This is a genomic window from Chryseobacterium sp. MYb264 (assembly GCF_035974275.1).
GTDB lineage: Bacteria > Bacteroidota > Bacteroidia > Flavobacteriales > Weeksellaceae > Chryseobacterium.
This window is the reverse complement of sequence record NZ_CP142422.1, coordinates 3,472,621-3,488,380: the sequence shown is the minus strand read 5'-3', so window position 1 is coordinate 3,488,380 and position 15,760 is coordinate 3,472,621. Positions and strand designations below refer to the sequence as shown.

Here is a 15,760-nt window from a genome sequence, read left to right as displayed (position 1 = left end):
TTTTAATACATTTGAATAGTATCGAATCCGTTTAATCCTGTTGTTCTGGTCGCCTGATCTTTAAATCTTCCGCAAACCACTTCCTTAATAACCTTGGGAACATCTTTGTAATCTTCAATAGATAAACAGTTTTGCCCCAACAGATCTTTCCAGCCTGCATCTGCATTCACTGCCTGTCCGGAATGTAAAACGCTGATGTGAAAAACCTCATATTTCTTTTGCGCTTCTGCCAGGAGCTCTGTATGTTTAAAGGTTTGCTGGCCCGTTCCCATCAATTCTCTGATCGCAGATGCCGGAAGTGTTTTCAGACAAGGCTCATCACCCACCGTGAACAATAATCCCTTTTGATTTCTCTTTTCAAAAGCATCTGTTCTTGTGTGAAAAGCGGCAAAATACCAAGCCAGTAAATAACTTTCGCCTGCATTTCCTCCACCGCCCGATTCGATATAAGTTCTTGTTAACCACATATCAAGCTCTTCATCTCCGGATTCAAACTGACCGACCTGCAAAGGATAACTGTCGCATTCATGATCGCCGATTCCCAGGAATAAAAGTGCCGGATCGGGAACACCACCCTGAATAATTCCGCCCATTAATTTGGGTAATCCTTCCTGAATCAGATCATAAGGAATATGCCCCATACTTCCCGTTACATCCAATCCTAAAATAATAGGAACTGAATTCGGGTGAACGTCTGAATCTCTTGATTCTCTGAAAGAAATCCCATGAGGATTCATCGATTCATGTGCTTTTCTTTTTGCATTCTGTGTAAAGATCTCTCCTGCAGATTTTGATGCATAACCTGCTTTCTTTGCTCTGTCAAAACGAGCGTCCATATCGTATCTTGTACCTCCCATAACTTAAATTTTTTTGCCAAATAAATACTCAAATCTATTTCTTGTTAATTCTAGCTGAATATTTAAATTTCTGATTGTTAATGATAATTCTATGTCTTTCTGAACAAATGCTTCCGGCTGAAAATCTACGAAAGTAAGACTGTTTTTATCTAAAGGACTCACATCCGTTAACCCTTCCTGTTCTCTTTCCAGTCTTTTGATTTTCAGTTCGATATCTTCTACTCTTCTTTTATAGATCAGCTCGGCATCTTCACCGATAATCCGGGCACGATCTTCTCTGATCTGGTCATTATTTCTCTGTAATGACTCAATAAATCTGGGTTTTAGGTCTTCTTCCATATTATTTTTTGTTTGTGTTGATATTACGCTAATTAAAAAAGACATAGTTTTGAATGATTATCAGCGAATTGATTTATTTTTTAAGCAAATCTCTCACTTCCATTAAAGCGAATCCCAACAGATTTTCACCGTTCCACAATAATGGGTTTTCCGCTCTTGAATCTGATTCCAGCATTCCGATTCCCCAGATTTTATCATAAGGACTCGCTTCTACCAGAATTTTATTATTTGTGGACAAAAGAAATTCTTTAAACTTTTCGTTTTGAGAAAACTTCAACAGATTTCCCTGTTTTACGATTTCATATTTATGTTCATCCCAGATTTTGCATCAAAATTTTTGACTTTTCTACCTAAACTTTTCGCCTGATTAGGAGAGCCTGCATTTAAAATCTTTTCTAAAATTTCTTCATCATTGAATAGTTTCGCTTTTCCGGCCATCATATAATGTTCCGCCGTTTTGTATTTTATTCCGTTTTCTTCAAACTGAAAAGGAAACCATTGACTGAAACATGATTTTGTGATTTCATCTTTTACTGTATGTCCCCAAAAGAATAAAAATTTTAATTTTTCTTTCTTCTGAAATCTTTCAATTATATTTTGTAATGTGTATTTCATTATTGCGTTATTATTACACAAATATAAAAGAATATAATTTTATCTTCCAAATTTATTTGTGTTAATTTTACGCTAAAAAAATATAAAACACTGTTATTCAGTAATTAAAATATATAAAAACTATTGTTTTTAAAGCTTTTTATATTTTCAGTTTATCAAAAATTAAAGAAACTTTATCAGAAGACACATTTACACAATGTTCACCTACTTTCAGATATCCTCCATCAGATTTTACATACTCCGTAATATGGCTGATATTGACAATAAACGACTTATGACATCTGTAAAAGCTGTTGTCTGAAAACAGAGTCTCCTCGTAATATTTTAGATTTCTGCTTGTCAGAATAGTTTCCCCATTTCTCAAAATAACGTGGGTATAAGAACCATCTGCTTTAAAAAACAAAATGTCCTCCAGAGGAACAAATAAAACTGAGTTGGCAACACTTAACGCAATCTTCTTTGTCGGAGAATTGAGGTTTTCTTTCAGTAAAGAATAATCCGTCCTGCTATTTTTTCGCTTTTTGAAGGAAGAAACTGCATTCACAAGATCTCTGTCATCAATAGGTTTTAAAAGATAATCAACCGCAGATAATTTAAATGCCTGAATGGCATACTGATGATACGCCGTGACAAAAATAATAGAGAAATCAATCTCATTTTCGTCGAAGAAATCCAATAATTCCAGACCACTGTGACCGGGCATTTCGATATCAAGAAATACAATATCCGGTTTATGTTTTCGGATGGATTTTATCCCATTGGGCAAGTCACAACAAAGATCTGCGATGTCTACATCCGGGCAGAATTCTTTAACCATACCCTTTAAGAGCATTCTCGCCATTTCTTCATCATCAATAATAATCGCTTTATACATGTTTTTTTATTTTATCGGGATTACCAGTTGAACTAAAGTTCCTGCAGCTTTTCCGTCTGAATCATACTGATCCGTAATTTCTACCGTAATTTTTTGGGATCTTTCCTTATTCAGCATTTCCAACCGCTTTTCATTTGCCTGAGTAGAAAAAGATTTGTGATTTTTATTTTTAATCGCACTAAGCTCCATCGCACGTTTACGCCCAACCCCATTATCATCAACAGAAATATAAAGCAGATCCTTTTTCTGCTCAAATGAAATATGAAGATATTTTGCTCCACGTTGATGTAAAAGACCATGTTTTACAGCGTTTTCAATATAAGGTTGCAGCAGCATGGGAGGAAATGTAACCTCATCTTTGTCAATGTTATCATCGATGGAGATTTTGTAAGTGAAATTATCCGAAAAACGCATTCTTTCCAAATCCAGATAAAGTTCGATAGCGACTAGTTCTTCACTAAGTGAAATTATTTCTTTCTCAGACATTTCAAGAATAATGCGGGTAAGCTTAGAGAACTTAGACAGGTAATTGCTTGCGCGTTTTTTATCATTAGTAAAAATATAAGCCTGAATAGTATTGAGTGCATTATAGAAAAAATGAGGGTTCATTTGTGATTTTATTGAAACCAACACCGATTTTCTGAGGCTTTTTTCCAGAAGTAATTTTTCATCCAGTAATTCGATCTGTTGCTGCATTATTTTGGACTGTCTTCTGAAGTAAAGGAAAATTAATGCCGCACTCAAACTACAAACGGCCAGATAAAACCACCATTTTTTCCAGAAAGGAAGCAAAATTTCAAACTGAATTTTCTGATCGCTTACCATATCCTGAAGTTTAAATTCTATCAGATAATTTCCTGCAGAAAGGGAAGGAAACTCTACAGTTCTGCTTTCTTTATTGATTAAAACCCAACGGTTTCCGTTGATTCTGTAATACACCTCAGGATGATTGTTAACAAATTCTAAGACCGAAAACTGAACCGAAATATTATTTTCATTATAATTGAATTCTTGAAATTTTCGTGAATCTCTGGAAATAGCATTCACCAAGAAATGATCTATTTGAAATCTGATATTTTTTGGATTTTTTTGAGTTTTTTGGGAAAACGTGAGAATATTTTCATTATTCAGTAAAATAATGGAACTTTCTTCTAACCAAAAATCTTTAATACTGCTATTTTTTACCGGAAGATTGAATTTCTCCAACTTTTCATTGCTAAAACTGTAAACAGAATTTGTACTTAATAGAATCAGCTTATCATCTGTACATTTCATTTTTCGGATGTTTCCCACCGGAATTTTCCATTTCACATTCATATCGTCCAGCTTTTGACCGGCTTTTAAACGAGAAATATTTCCTTTCGTATCAAGCAAATAAATAGCATTTTCAAAAGTAACAAGGCTGTTGGAATACAATGGCAAGCTGTATCTTCTCAGTTCTTTTTCCGCATTTGGATGTACACTATACGTCCCTACATTGGTTGCAAAAATCAATTGCTTTCTTTCCGGTAAAAAGGCAACAGATTTTGCTCTTAGCCCTTTTTTCAATTGCGCAATCTGAGGTTCTTTTTTATCTCTGTTTTTATAAAATAAATCATCCCAAGCCGAAGGTTCCTTTTCATTGGCATTAGGGTTCAGAAGCAACCCGAAAAAACCGCTTACAGCTATTGCATAATATTTTTGATCAAGACGCACTGCTTCTTTCAGCGCCATATCAAAATGCTTTGTGGCTGATTTTTTTTCATTAATGACAGAAAAACCATTATCCGAAAAAATGATGTTCTGATCTGTTTTGTCATAATACAGATAGTAAATGGGTAATTTATTTTTATTGGAATACAGAATTTTCTTATTCCCAAATGTTGAATCTGAAATAATAAGTTCTCCGTTTTCAGTTCCTGACAAATAACCTTCGCGAGTTTTCATGAAGGTTTTGGGATAAAAAGGAGCAAGACTGTACATCTTGTCCTCTAAGTCGGGAACAATATAAATACCGTTGTTCACTGATGAAAACCAATAATTATCCTGATAATCTTTAATTACTTTAGAGCTGCTGTTTTCCGGGAACAAGACTTTCTCCGTTTTATCCCTTCCGTTTTCATCAATTATCAAAGTACCCTGTGGAGTATGTAACCAAATATTTTCATCAATAACATCACTTCCCTGAATTTGAGAAATTTTAGAAATAGGAAAGCTTTTGATAAAGTTCAATTGATTATCAAAAAAATAAAGACGCTTCGTCTCATTCAATTTTGAAATGACATAAAGCTTGTTTTTATACGGAAAAATATATTTGATATGAAGGTTCTTTCCCACAAAGAAATGATTGGACACAAGATTAAAGCATTCGTCTATTTTGTAAATAATATCATCTGAAATAAGGTAAATATCCTGACCTAGTACCGCTGAGCTTTCAATTTTTTCTATCGAAATGAAAATTGTTTTAATTAATTTCAAAGACTTAAGATCAAAAATATCAACCCCTTTTTTCTGAACGACAAAGAGATAGCGATCCGTAATTCCGTAGGAAATAAAACCAGGTGGTGGATTTTGCCGCAGGTGTTTAAGTTTACCCTCAGAAACGTAATAAAGATATCCGTCAAAATTCTGATACCAGATTCTTCCAAATTTATCTTCCTTTATATTACTTCCTGAAATTGAGGTTTGCTTTTCGGACTTATAAGAAGTGTAACGAAATCCATCATATTGTAGTAAGCCTTCATCTGTTGCCATCCAAATAAGACCTTTTTTATCCTGATGGATGCTGTAAATACTTTCATCTGGCAATTCGCTGATATTTCTGAGAGACAAGGCATATGGCTGCTGAGCCTGTGTAAAAACACAGGATAAGAATAAAAAATTCAGTAAAATGTATTTTATTTCGGATTCCCTCATCAGCATTTCTAAAAAATTATTTAATGATTAAAAATAAATTCTTTTTTGTTTTTTCTTCTCATTTTACTCGTAAAGTCATGATTAAATTTACAAAATCTTGCCAAAGTTCAGCACCTTGACAAGATTGTATAGCCAGTATGATAAAGAAAACTTACTTCATTTACTTTTTATACTTCATGGCATTACTACAGCTTATCACTGTTTTTCCAATGTCTCCTACTGCTTTTACGGGATTACCTGTAAAGTTTTCTGCGTTTGAACCTCCTCTGTAGGTATTGTCCTGGCGGATTAAAAACTGAGTAATCTGGCATTCGTTTCCTTTCTTCAAAACAGCCTGTGCCTGCAAAACACGGTGTGTAAGAGTTTTTCCCATTAAACCTATATTTTCAAAACGGTTTTCCCAGGTGGTTACCGGATACAGATAAACAAGCTCTTCAGAAAAATGGGGCATCGACTTCATTCTGTCATTAGCAGCTTGCACTAAGTCACCATTTTTAGGTTCATCTTTAAACTTTCCGACAGGTTTTACCAATTCTACATTACCGCCTTCTGCCGCTTTAAAGGCTTTATAATACGGATCGTAAAATGCTTTCATCCTGTCCCAAACCTGTGCATCTGTCATGGCTAAAGCTTTAGCTTCTTTATCTTTTTTGTAGAATAAATTATAACTTCCTTTTTCCTGTAAAAATTTATATTTCTCAGGAGTATTTGCTTTAGGAATATAATCTAAACGGCCTATCACTAAAATTCCTTCTTCCAGCTCCAAGAGCCCTTCATAATTGAACGCCATTGTTTCCTGTCTCGAATAGTTTCCATCCGGAGCAAAAAAATCTATATAACGGGTTAGAGAAGCATAATTGGAAGTCGCATTTCCTCCGTACTTTTTATTGCTGATACCGTCTAAATACAAATGCCCCATTTTTTTACTGGTCGTTACCGGAAAATAATCCGGAGTTCCCGGAGCAGGAGCATATACCAATGGCGGAATATCCTTTCTGTTTTCAAAATAATAGCGAGAAATAAACTCAATTTCCTGCTTTTCACCTTCCTCATAATTCACTAAGAATTTCTTTGCATAGCTATATTTTCCGGTTCCGCCCTGTCCTATTCTGATTGGATATTTTGCAAAGTAAATCCCACTCAGATTACGGCTGTCTTTATGAATGGGTTTACCATCTAAAACAGTGGACTCCACATCTTTTTTTACTTCTTTTTCATTACTACCAGATTCCCCATTTCCGGAGGAAGCCTGTTCTAATTTATTGGCAAGTCTACCCAATAGTCCCTGAGCCTGAACTTGTACTGCCGTGGTTATAAAAGCGACTAAGCAGATTGTGGTTATTTTTTTCATGGTTTTACATTTTTAAAGTTTATTTTTCGGATAAAAAGTCTATTTTTTTATGATTTTCACTGTTTTTATCCCTTTTTCATTTGTTATTTGAGCCGTATATATTCCTGCAGTCTGAGCAGATAAATCAAAAGAATTTGTGTTTTTGATTTCAAGAATTTTTCTTCCCTGAGCATCGCATATTATAACATTTGCCATTTCTGAAAGATTTACCAGCCCACTTGTTGGATTTGGATAAGCCTCCATTTTCAGTATTTTTGGATGATCTGATGTACTGAGAATTCCAGAACAGTTTTGGCTATAGGACGCTCCCAAAGGAATTTCATAATTGTAACCTGTCCAGTTTGTATTGCTCCAATTTGCATTATCTACCTGAACGCAAGTAAGGTTAGGGTTTTCTCTGGATCTTAAATAATTGAGAAATCCATTATTTCCATTTGCAATGTTTAAACTCGTTAATTGATTGTCATTACAAAGCAGTTGATATAATGTGGTATTAGAACTTGTATCAAGACTCGCTAAATTATTACTAAAACAATAGAATCTGTATAATGCCGAATTTGTACTCACATCCAAATTGGTTAATTGATTATTGTTACAAAATAGATCTGATAATAGAGTACTGCCATTTACGTTTAAGCTTGTTAAAGAAGAATTATTACAGTACAACTTGGTTAATAAGGTATTAGCACTTACATCTAAACTTGTAAGAAGGTTGTAACTCGTATCCAAAATACTAAGTTCTGTATTAGTATTCAGATTGATATTCGTTATTTGATTATTGGTAAAAGAGAGTTCTTTTAATGCAGTATTGGCACTTACATCCAGGCTTGTTAAATAATTTTTACCACAGTAAAGCTTCGTAAGATTAGTAAAAGCTTCAATCCCTGTAAGGTTGGAAATATTTTTATTATAAAGATTAAGAATTCCTGTAAATGCAGCAGCTTCTGCACATTCGATAACTCCATTGGCATTGGTATCGATAATTGGAGAATGATTTAGTAAAGCATATTTAAAATTTGCATCAGGAATATGCACCACACAATATGGTGTTGCAGGGCTATAAATAGACCATGCTTGGGCATCTGTTACGGATTGCGTGTACACTTTTATCTCATCTATTGCTCCGTTTATTGCACTCGAAAAGGTATCGTTAAAACCTGTAAAATACATTGTTGATAAAGTTCCAGACGGCAAAGAATGTGTTAACGGTCTGTTGATGACCAATGCGCCGTTCATATACGCTTTCAAAAAGCCACCACTCCCCATTTTCCAAGTAACGATAAAGTGTTTCCATGTACCTGCCGTTCCAAAATTCTCGTTACTAGTATCTCCTACCCCAACGCTTCCTGATGTATAAGAACGCGCAATCAGTTTACTTCCTGATAACCCCATCATAATACCTTCGGAATAAGAACCGGCTCCGTTTGACCAGAAAACTAAGGGTTTGTCGCTTCCGAAAGCACTCGTTCCGCTGCTGCTATATTTAAACCACATCGAAACTGTTCCTTCACTCATCAAAGAGGCTTTGTGAGTCGTAAGGTTTAATTTCAATGGACCATGATTGGCAGCAAGATTAACGGCACCATTCCCTACACCGGTTATATCAGTCGTTGGTGTTATCCCGGAGCCTGCAGAAAATTCAGACGAAGTCGTTGTTCCCATATATTCGTATACAGGAGCTGAAAGTACCTGTGCTATTGCCATTTGGGTAATAACAATACTGTACAGCAGAAATATTTTTTTCATGATTTAATAATTTTTAAATGGGTTACTTTTTAATGATTTTGACAGAATGTGTTCCTTTAGAATTAGATAATTTCAACAGATAAATTCCTTGCTGGTAAGTCGAAAGATCAAGCATTTCAGCATTTTTGTAGCTACCCACTAATTTTCCAGACAGATCGTAAACCTCTGCGTCTGCTTTTTGCGAAAGTTTTACAAAATCTGTAGTTGGATTAGGGTAAACCTTTATATTATTTTGTGTTTTTTGAATATGATCAACCCCTAAAGTAGAATAGGTTGTATCATAGCTGGTTACTGCGGTTTTCCACTGTCTATAGGCTTTCGCGGCCTCAACAGCATTATATGTTTTACGATCAATCACAAGATCATCTACTGCACAGACGGCATAAGTCGGGGTAGGCTTTCTGTTTTTACCAAGTAATATATTTTGCAGTGTATTTAAAAACTGGTGTTTATTGTAAACCGCCGTAGCAGCCAGAGCTCCATTTACATAAATACTAAGCGTATTATTTTGATTATTAGCACTAAATACAATATGCTGCCAGTTTTCTAAAGAAGTCCCGTTAACAGATACTGCTGAGGATTCGTTTATTTCAAACCTTAACACTTTAGTTCCTTTATGCATTCCGATTTTCAGAAAATCACCTCCGGTTGTATTGGGTATGGAAAGCACTGTTGCCATTATTTCGCCATTGTCATTATTGGTAAATCCAGTGACGATAGCAGCAAGAGAAATTGTGTAAGAACCTTCGCTGAGAATAGAGCCTACTCCAATCGGTAATTCTGCGGTAGCACCTACAACCATATTACCAACATAGGTGTTATTACCTCCTTGGGAGACGGTTGCAATATATCTGTTGAAACCAAAAAAAGAATTTAAAGGCTGATAATTTCCAAAATGCTCGGTAAGATCATCATCAAAACTATATTTTGCAATGGTACTGCCGCTGTTTATTTTTAAATAAGAGGCATAAATTTCCTTTGCTTGCGCTGTATTAAAAGGTTCTGTATAAGCTCGGATTTCATCTACAAAACCTGTTGCCGAACGATTAAAAACAGAACCCGAGGTATGGCTGAAAAACTCAAAAGGCTTCGTTAGATTACTTAAAGAATGACTTATATCTTTAGTTAAAACCAACTTCCCATCCTGATAAACATTAATATATCCACCGTTCCCAAATTTATAGGAAATAATATAATGATGCCAATCTGTATTAGAAACAGCATTGTTTAGCTGCTCACTAAAACCTGTATACTGAGCCGAATAGCTTTTCATCATCAGCTTTGGAGCTCCTGCCACTATTTCAAAGCCCAGCATCAGGCCTTCAGACCAACTTGTCAATCCATTATTGAGATAAAATATGGGATAAGTAAATCCTATGGGTGTTAATGATGTTTGTGTATTGTTGTATTTGGCAAAGAAAGAAATTGTCCCCTTCTCTCTCAATCCGGTTTGGGAAACAGCATCCAACTGAAGTTTGCCATTAAGAGAATAAAAATTATATGCCGAATACGGAGTATTAAAAATATCAGCTCCGGAAGTAGTTCCGTTAGTTGTATTTATGGTAAATCCTGTTGCTGTATCCCAGTTCGCACCGTTAAAGGTCGCTTCGTAGGCTGGAGCAGGAAGCTGTGCAGCAACATTTAATGCTACAATAGCAGAAAAAAAAAGTAGTAAGCGTCTCATGATATTTAATTTTCTTGATTATGATGAACAAAGAAAAATCAATTAAAAAAAAGACAACCAGACTACTTTATGAAACGTACAAATGACTTTAGGAAAATACTTTTTGGCTTTACTAAAAAAAGAAGGTAAACTACTATTTAATTTCAAAATAAAAACCCTGCTCTTCAAGCTCTTTATACTTCTCCTGATTGAAAGTGAAGAGTTTTCCGGGTCTGCCGCTACCTTCTTTTTTTAAGGTATTGGTATCATTTAACAATCCGTAGCTCATAATTTTTTTTCGGAAATTTCGGCGGTCGATTTCTTTACCGATAATCGTTTTATACAAATTTTCTAAATCAGAAAAAGCAAATTCTTCATTCAGAAGATTAAATCCGATCGGTTGATACTGAAGTTTTGTACGAAGCCTTTTCAACGCCATATCAATAATAGTCTGATGATCGAAAGCCAGTTTTGGAAGCTTGTTGACACTGAACCATTGGGCATCGTCTGCATCAGAATCAGCAAACAATTCGTGATAAGAAGGATTCACCAGCCCTAAATAAGCCACAGAAACCACCCTATTCCGAGGATCACGACCTACGTTTCCAAAACTATACAATTGCTCTAAAAAATCAGGCTTTATGCCTGCTTCTTCGTGAAGCTCTCTTCTTACCGCATCATCCAGATTTTCATCATCCAAAACCAAACCGCCCGGAAGTGCCCAACCCCCTTTAAAAGGTTCAATATTTCTTTTAATCAACAGAAGCTGAAGATCTTTTTTATCAAAATATCCGAAAATAACGGCATCTACCGCCACTTTTATGTCTTGTAATTTCTTTGGAATGCTCATTGAAATAATTTGCGTTATGAATACACAAATCTATGACAAAATTTTTTATTTCAAAAATTTATTGAAAATCATTTCATAAAAAAATCCGCAGATTATTTCTGCGGATTTTACTTATATCTTTTGACCTTTATTGGTTATCTTCTAATCATTAAGCTTTAAAACGGCCATGAATGCGGACTGCGGTACTTCTACCCTACCAATCTGCTTCATTTTTTTCTTACCTTCTTTCTGCTTCTCCAAAAGTTTACGCTTTCTGGAAATATCCCCTCCGTAACATTTTGCAGTAACGTCTTTTCTTAATGCTTTAATCGTTTCTCTCGCAATAACTTTCGCTCCTAATGCTGCCTGAACCGCAATATCAAACTGCTGTCTCGGGATTAGTTCACGAAGTTTTTCACACATTCTTTTACCAATATAATAAGCGTTAGAATCGTGAATCAAAGAAGATAGAGCATCTACCATATCGCCGTTGATCAGGATATCCATTTTCACCAATTTAGAGGCCCTAAATCCGATTGGGTGATAATCGAATGAAGCATATCCTTTAGAAATAGATTTTAATCGGTCATAGAAGTCGAAAACAACCTCAGCCAAAGGCATATTGAAGATTAATTCTACTCTTTCTGATGTTAAATAACTCTGGTTAACGATTTCTCCTCTTTTTTCGATACAAAGCGTCATTACTGCACCTACGAAATCAGATTTTGTAATAATAGAAGCCTTGATATATGGCTCTTCTACTCTGTCCATGGTTGAAGGATCCATCATTTCAGACGGGTTGTTGATCAGGATCGGAACTTCCGGTTCTTTTTTAGAATAACCAAAATAAGAAACGTTCGGAACCGTTGTAATCACGTTCATATTGAACTCTCTATCAAGCCTTTCCTGAACAATTTCCATGTGAAGCATTCCAAGAAATCCGCAACGGAAACCGAAACCAAGAGCTGCTGAACTTTCCGGTTCGAAAACCAAAGAAGCATCATTTAGTCTTAATTTTTCAAGTGAGAATCTTAATTCCTCAAAATCCTCAGACTCAATTGGATAAATACCGGCAAAAACCATTGGTTTTACTTCCTCAAATCCATCAATTGGTCCTGCAGCAGGATTTTCAAATGAAGTAATGGTATCACCTACTTTTACCTCTCTTGCATCCTTAATACCTGAAATTAAATATCCTACATCACCACATCCAATTGTTTTTTTCGGAACCTGTTTCAGCTTTAAAGTACCAACCTCATCTGCTCCATATTCTTTTCCGGTAGCAAAAAATTTGATTTTCTCGTTTTTAGAAATACTTCCGTTTACTACTTTAAAATAGGCTTCAATCCCCCTGAACGGATTATAAACCGAATCAAAAACCAAAGCCTGAAGCGGTGCGTCTGGATCTCCAACCGGAGCTGGAATTCTGTTAACAATTTGCTCTAACAAATTATGAACACCTTCACCTGTTTTTCCTGAAACTCTTAGAACATCCTCATATTCGCAACCGATCAAATTCATGATTTCATCAGTTACTTCCTCAGGATTTGCAGAAGGAAGGTCAATTTTATTCAAAATCGGAATGATCGTTAAATCATTTTCCAACGCCAAATACAAATTACTAATTGTCTGTGCCTGAATACTTTGTGCAGCATCCACAATAAGAAGTGCTCCTTCACAAGCAGCAATTGAACGGGAAACTTCGTAAGAAAAATCAACGTGTCCCGGTGTATCAATTAAGTTTAATATAAATTTTTCGCCTTTATATTCATAATCCATTTGGATGGCATGAGACTTAATCGTAATCCCACGTTCTTTCTCCAAATCCATATCATCTAGCGTCTGAGACTGTAATTCTCTTTGAGTCACCGTATTGGTATACTCCAAAAGACGATCCGCCAAAGTACTTTTACCGTGGTCGATATGAGCGATTATGCAAAAATTTCGTATGTTTTTCATTTAAGAACCTTGTAATTTGCAAAGATAAGAAAATGCAGGATAAATCCTCATTCTTAATTTTAAATCTGATTTAAACACAAATAGCACAAATTTTTAACACTAAAAGCACCTATGAAAATCTTCGGATTTAATGTAGCCCATTAAGATTTTTGGTAAGAAGTTTAGAATATCTGATGCCTTCGCTTTTAGCAACTGCCTTAATTAATCTTAAAAACTTAAATTATCTTAATGCTTCAAAAACTTTATTCTCTAATCTGTGTGATTTTTGAAATTATTAGTGATCTTTGTGGTTAGAGTAGCCCAAACTTATTTTAAGTCATGAAAAAAACTTTTTTATTACTTTTCATTATTTCTTTTGCTCCATTCCAATCGCAGTGGATTGAAAATGCACCCCAAAATCCTGAAGAATTTGTCAACCCGTTAATTGGTTCACTTTCCAAACCTTCACTTTCTAATGGAAATACCTATCCGGCAGTTGCCGTTCCTCACGGAATGAACCTCTGGACGCCTCAAACCGGAAAAAACGGAAATGGATGGCAATATACTTACGATGCTGATAAAATCAGAGGGATTAAACAAACGCATCAACCTTCCCCCTGGATGAACGATTACGGAATGTTTTCGATTATGCCCATAACCGGAAAAATGCGTTTTAATGAAGAAGAAAGGCAAAGCTGGTTTTCACATAAATCGGAAGTTTCAAAACCTTATTATTACAGTGTTTATCTGGCGGATCATAATGTAACGGCAGAATTGGCTCCAACAGAGAGAGCTGCTCAGTTACGTTTAACCTATCCAGATTCTGAAAACTCATGGTTCGTGGTGGATGCTTTTGATAAAGGTTCGAGCATTACCATTATTCCCTCTCAAAATAAAATTGTGGGGTATTCAACGAGATATTCAAGAGGGAAACTGACCAATTTTAAAAATTATTTTGTGATTTATGCTGATAAACCTTTCACTAAATATTCAACCTGGAAAGACAAAGATTTTATAAAAGATGCTTTGGAAATTACAGGAGATCATTGTGGCGCTGTAGTCGGTTTTGCCACTAAAAAAGGCGAAAAAGTAAATTTAAGAGTGGCTTCATCATTCATCAGTTTAGAACAGGCAGAATTGAATTTACAAAGAGAACTGAGCAAAGATTCATTTGATCAGACTTTAGCCAAAGCCAAAACGGCATGGAAGGAAAAATTAAAAAGAGTTGAAGTGGCAGGCGGAACTATTGATCAAATGAGAACCTTCTACTCTTGTTTATACAGAATGCTTTGTTTTCCACATAAAATGTACGAAATAAATAAGGCTGGAGAAGTTGTTCATTACAGTCCGTATTCAGGAAAAACTGAAGCGGGATATCGTTTTGCAGGAACTGGTTTTTGGGATACGTTCAGAGCGCTCTACCCTTTCCTGAATTTAGTTTATCCAAGCATTAATGTTGAAATGCAAAAAGGATTGATTAATGATTATAAAGAAGGCGGTTGGTTGCCGGAATGGTCGAGCCCGTCATATTCTGATATTATGATTGGAAATAATTCTGCTTCGGTGGTTGCAGATGCTTATATGAAAGGATTGCGGGGTTATAATATTGAAACATTATATCAGGCTTTGCTACACGGTGCGAATAATGAAGGTCCGCAAGCAACAGGAAGACTCGGAATTGAATATTATAAAAAATTAGGCTACGTTCCTTATGATGTAAAAATCAATGAAAATGCAGCGAGAACTTTGGAATACGCTTATGATGATTTTGCGATCGCTCAATTGGGAAAAGCTTTAGGAAAACCTGAATCTGAATGGAAAGAGTATTATAAACGTTCCCAGAATTTCCAAAAAGTAATTGATCCGGAAACGAAATTGGCTCGCGGAAGAAATCAGGACGGAAGTTTTCAGGATCCTTTTAATCCGTTTAAATGGGGAGATGCTTTTACGGAAGGAAATTCATGGCATTATACATGGTCGGTTTTTCAGGATATTGACGGGCTGGCAAAACTGATGGGCGGAAGAAAAGAGTTTTCGAAAAATCTAGATAAAATATTTGAGCTTCCTCCTGTTTATGATGATTCTTATTATGGTTCAACCATTCATGAAATTCAGGAAATGGTGAATGCAAACATGGGGCAATATGCTCATGGAAATCAGCCGGCACAGCATATTATTTATTTATACAATTATTCCGGAGAGCCCTGGAAAACACAATATTGGGTACGCGAAACGATGAATCGTATGTATCAGCCAACTCCGGACGGTTATTGTGGCGATGAAGATAACGGCCAAACTTCAGCTTGGTATATTTTCTCGGCACTTGGTTTTTACCCTGTAACTCCGGCAACGGATCAATATGTTTTGGGTGCGCCTTTGTTTAAAAATGCCAAAGTTCATTTAGAAAACGGAAAAACAATTGAGATTAAAGCCGATCATAACAGCGACGAAAACCGTTATGTGAAATCATTACTTATGAATGGCCAAACCTATTCTAAAAACTGGCTGAGTCATGCTGACTTAATGAAAGGGGCAACATTGCAATTCAACATGGAAAATAAGCCCAATAAGAACCGGGGAACCAAAGAAAAAGATTTTCCTTATTCTTATTCTACGGATAAAAAATAAAACAAAAAGAGAGACGGCGTGTCTC

10 protein-coding genes and 1 pseudogene are annotated in these 15,760 nt (G+C 35.6%); 1 reads left to right on the top strand and 10 read right to left on the bottom strand.

Features of this window, described 5'->3' with window-relative positions; genetic code table 11:
• Positions 1-2: 2 nt before the first annotated feature.
• From VUJ46_RS15125 to lepA, 10 genes and pseudogenes are all read right to left on the bottom strand, one after another.
• The gene (locus VUJ46_RS15125; RefSeq protein ID WP_326981565.1) at positions 3-857 is read right to left on the bottom strand and encodes a hypothetical protein; all 855 of its coding nucleotides are present in this window, start codon (positions 855-857) and stop codon (positions 3-5) included.
• Between the two features lie 3 nt (positions 858-860).
• Positions 861-1,196 (bottom strand): hypothetical protein, encoded by a 336-nt coding sequence (locus VUJ46_RS15120; RefSeq protein ID WP_326981564.1) that lies wholly within the window; start codon positions 1,194-1,196, stop codon positions 861-863.
• 73 nt (positions 1,197-1,269) lie between these two features.
• Positions 1,270-1,811: pseudogene (locus tag VUJ46_RS15115) on the bottom strand (NADAR family protein).
• Positions 1,812-1,950: 139 nt separating this feature from the next.
• Entirely contained in the window at positions 1,951-2,685 is a 735-nt protein-coding gene (locus VUJ46_RS15110) for a LytR/AlgR family response regulator transcription factor (RefSeq protein WP_326981563.1), read from the bottom strand.
• A 6-nt stretch (positions 2,686-2,691) separates the two neighbouring features.
• The gene (locus VUJ46_RS15105) at positions 2,692-5,580 is read right to left on the bottom strand and encodes a sensor histidine kinase (protein WP_326981562.1); all 2,889 of its coding nucleotides are present in this window, start codon (positions 5,578-5,580) and stop codon (positions 2,692-2,694) included.
• Between the two features lie 160 nt (positions 5,581-5,740).
• Positions 5,741-6,931 carry a hypothetical protein gene (locus tag VUJ46_RS15100; protein WP_326981561.1) on the bottom strand — a complete coding sequence of 397 codons (1,191 nt, stop codon included), beginning with the start codon at positions 6,929-6,931 and terminating at the stop codon, positions 5,741-5,743.
• Positions 6,932-6,970: 39 nt separating this feature from the next.
• Positions 6,971-8,677 carry a LamG-like jellyroll fold domain-containing protein gene (locus VUJ46_RS15095; protein WP_326981560.1) on the bottom strand — a complete coding sequence of 569 codons (1,707 nt, stop codon included), beginning with the start codon at positions 8,675-8,677 and terminating at the stop codon, positions 6,971-6,973.
• A gap of 22 nt (positions 8,678-8,699) precedes the next feature.
• Positions 8,700-10,361 (bottom strand): LamG-like jellyroll fold domain-containing protein, encoded by a 1,662-nt coding sequence (locus VUJ46_RS15090; protein WP_326981559.1) that lies wholly within the window; start codon positions 10,359-10,361, stop codon positions 8,700-8,702.
• A gap of 133 nt (positions 10,362-10,494) precedes the next feature.
• Positions 10,495-11,190, bottom strand: coding sequence for an NUDIX hydrolase (locus tag VUJ46_RS15085; RefSeq protein ID WP_326981558.1), 696 nt, complete (start codon positions 11,188-11,190; stop codon positions 10,495-10,497).
• 141 nt (positions 11,191-11,331) lie between these two features.
• Positions 11,332-13,128: a translation elongation factor 4 gene (gene lepA, locus VUJ46_RS15080; RefSeq protein ID WP_326981557.1), complete on the bottom strand. Its 1,797-nt coding sequence runs from the start codon at positions 13,126-13,128 to the stop codon at positions 11,332-11,334.
• Between the two features lie 318 nt (positions 13,129-13,446).
• Between lepA and VUJ46_RS15075 the strand changes: the two genes are divergently transcribed.
• Positions 13,447-15,735: a GH92 family glycosyl hydrolase gene (locus tag VUJ46_RS15075; protein ID WP_326981556.1), complete on the top strand. Its 2,289-nt coding sequence runs from the start codon at positions 13,447-13,449 to the stop codon at positions 15,733-15,735.
• Positions 15,736-15,760 lie beyond the last annotated feature (25 nt).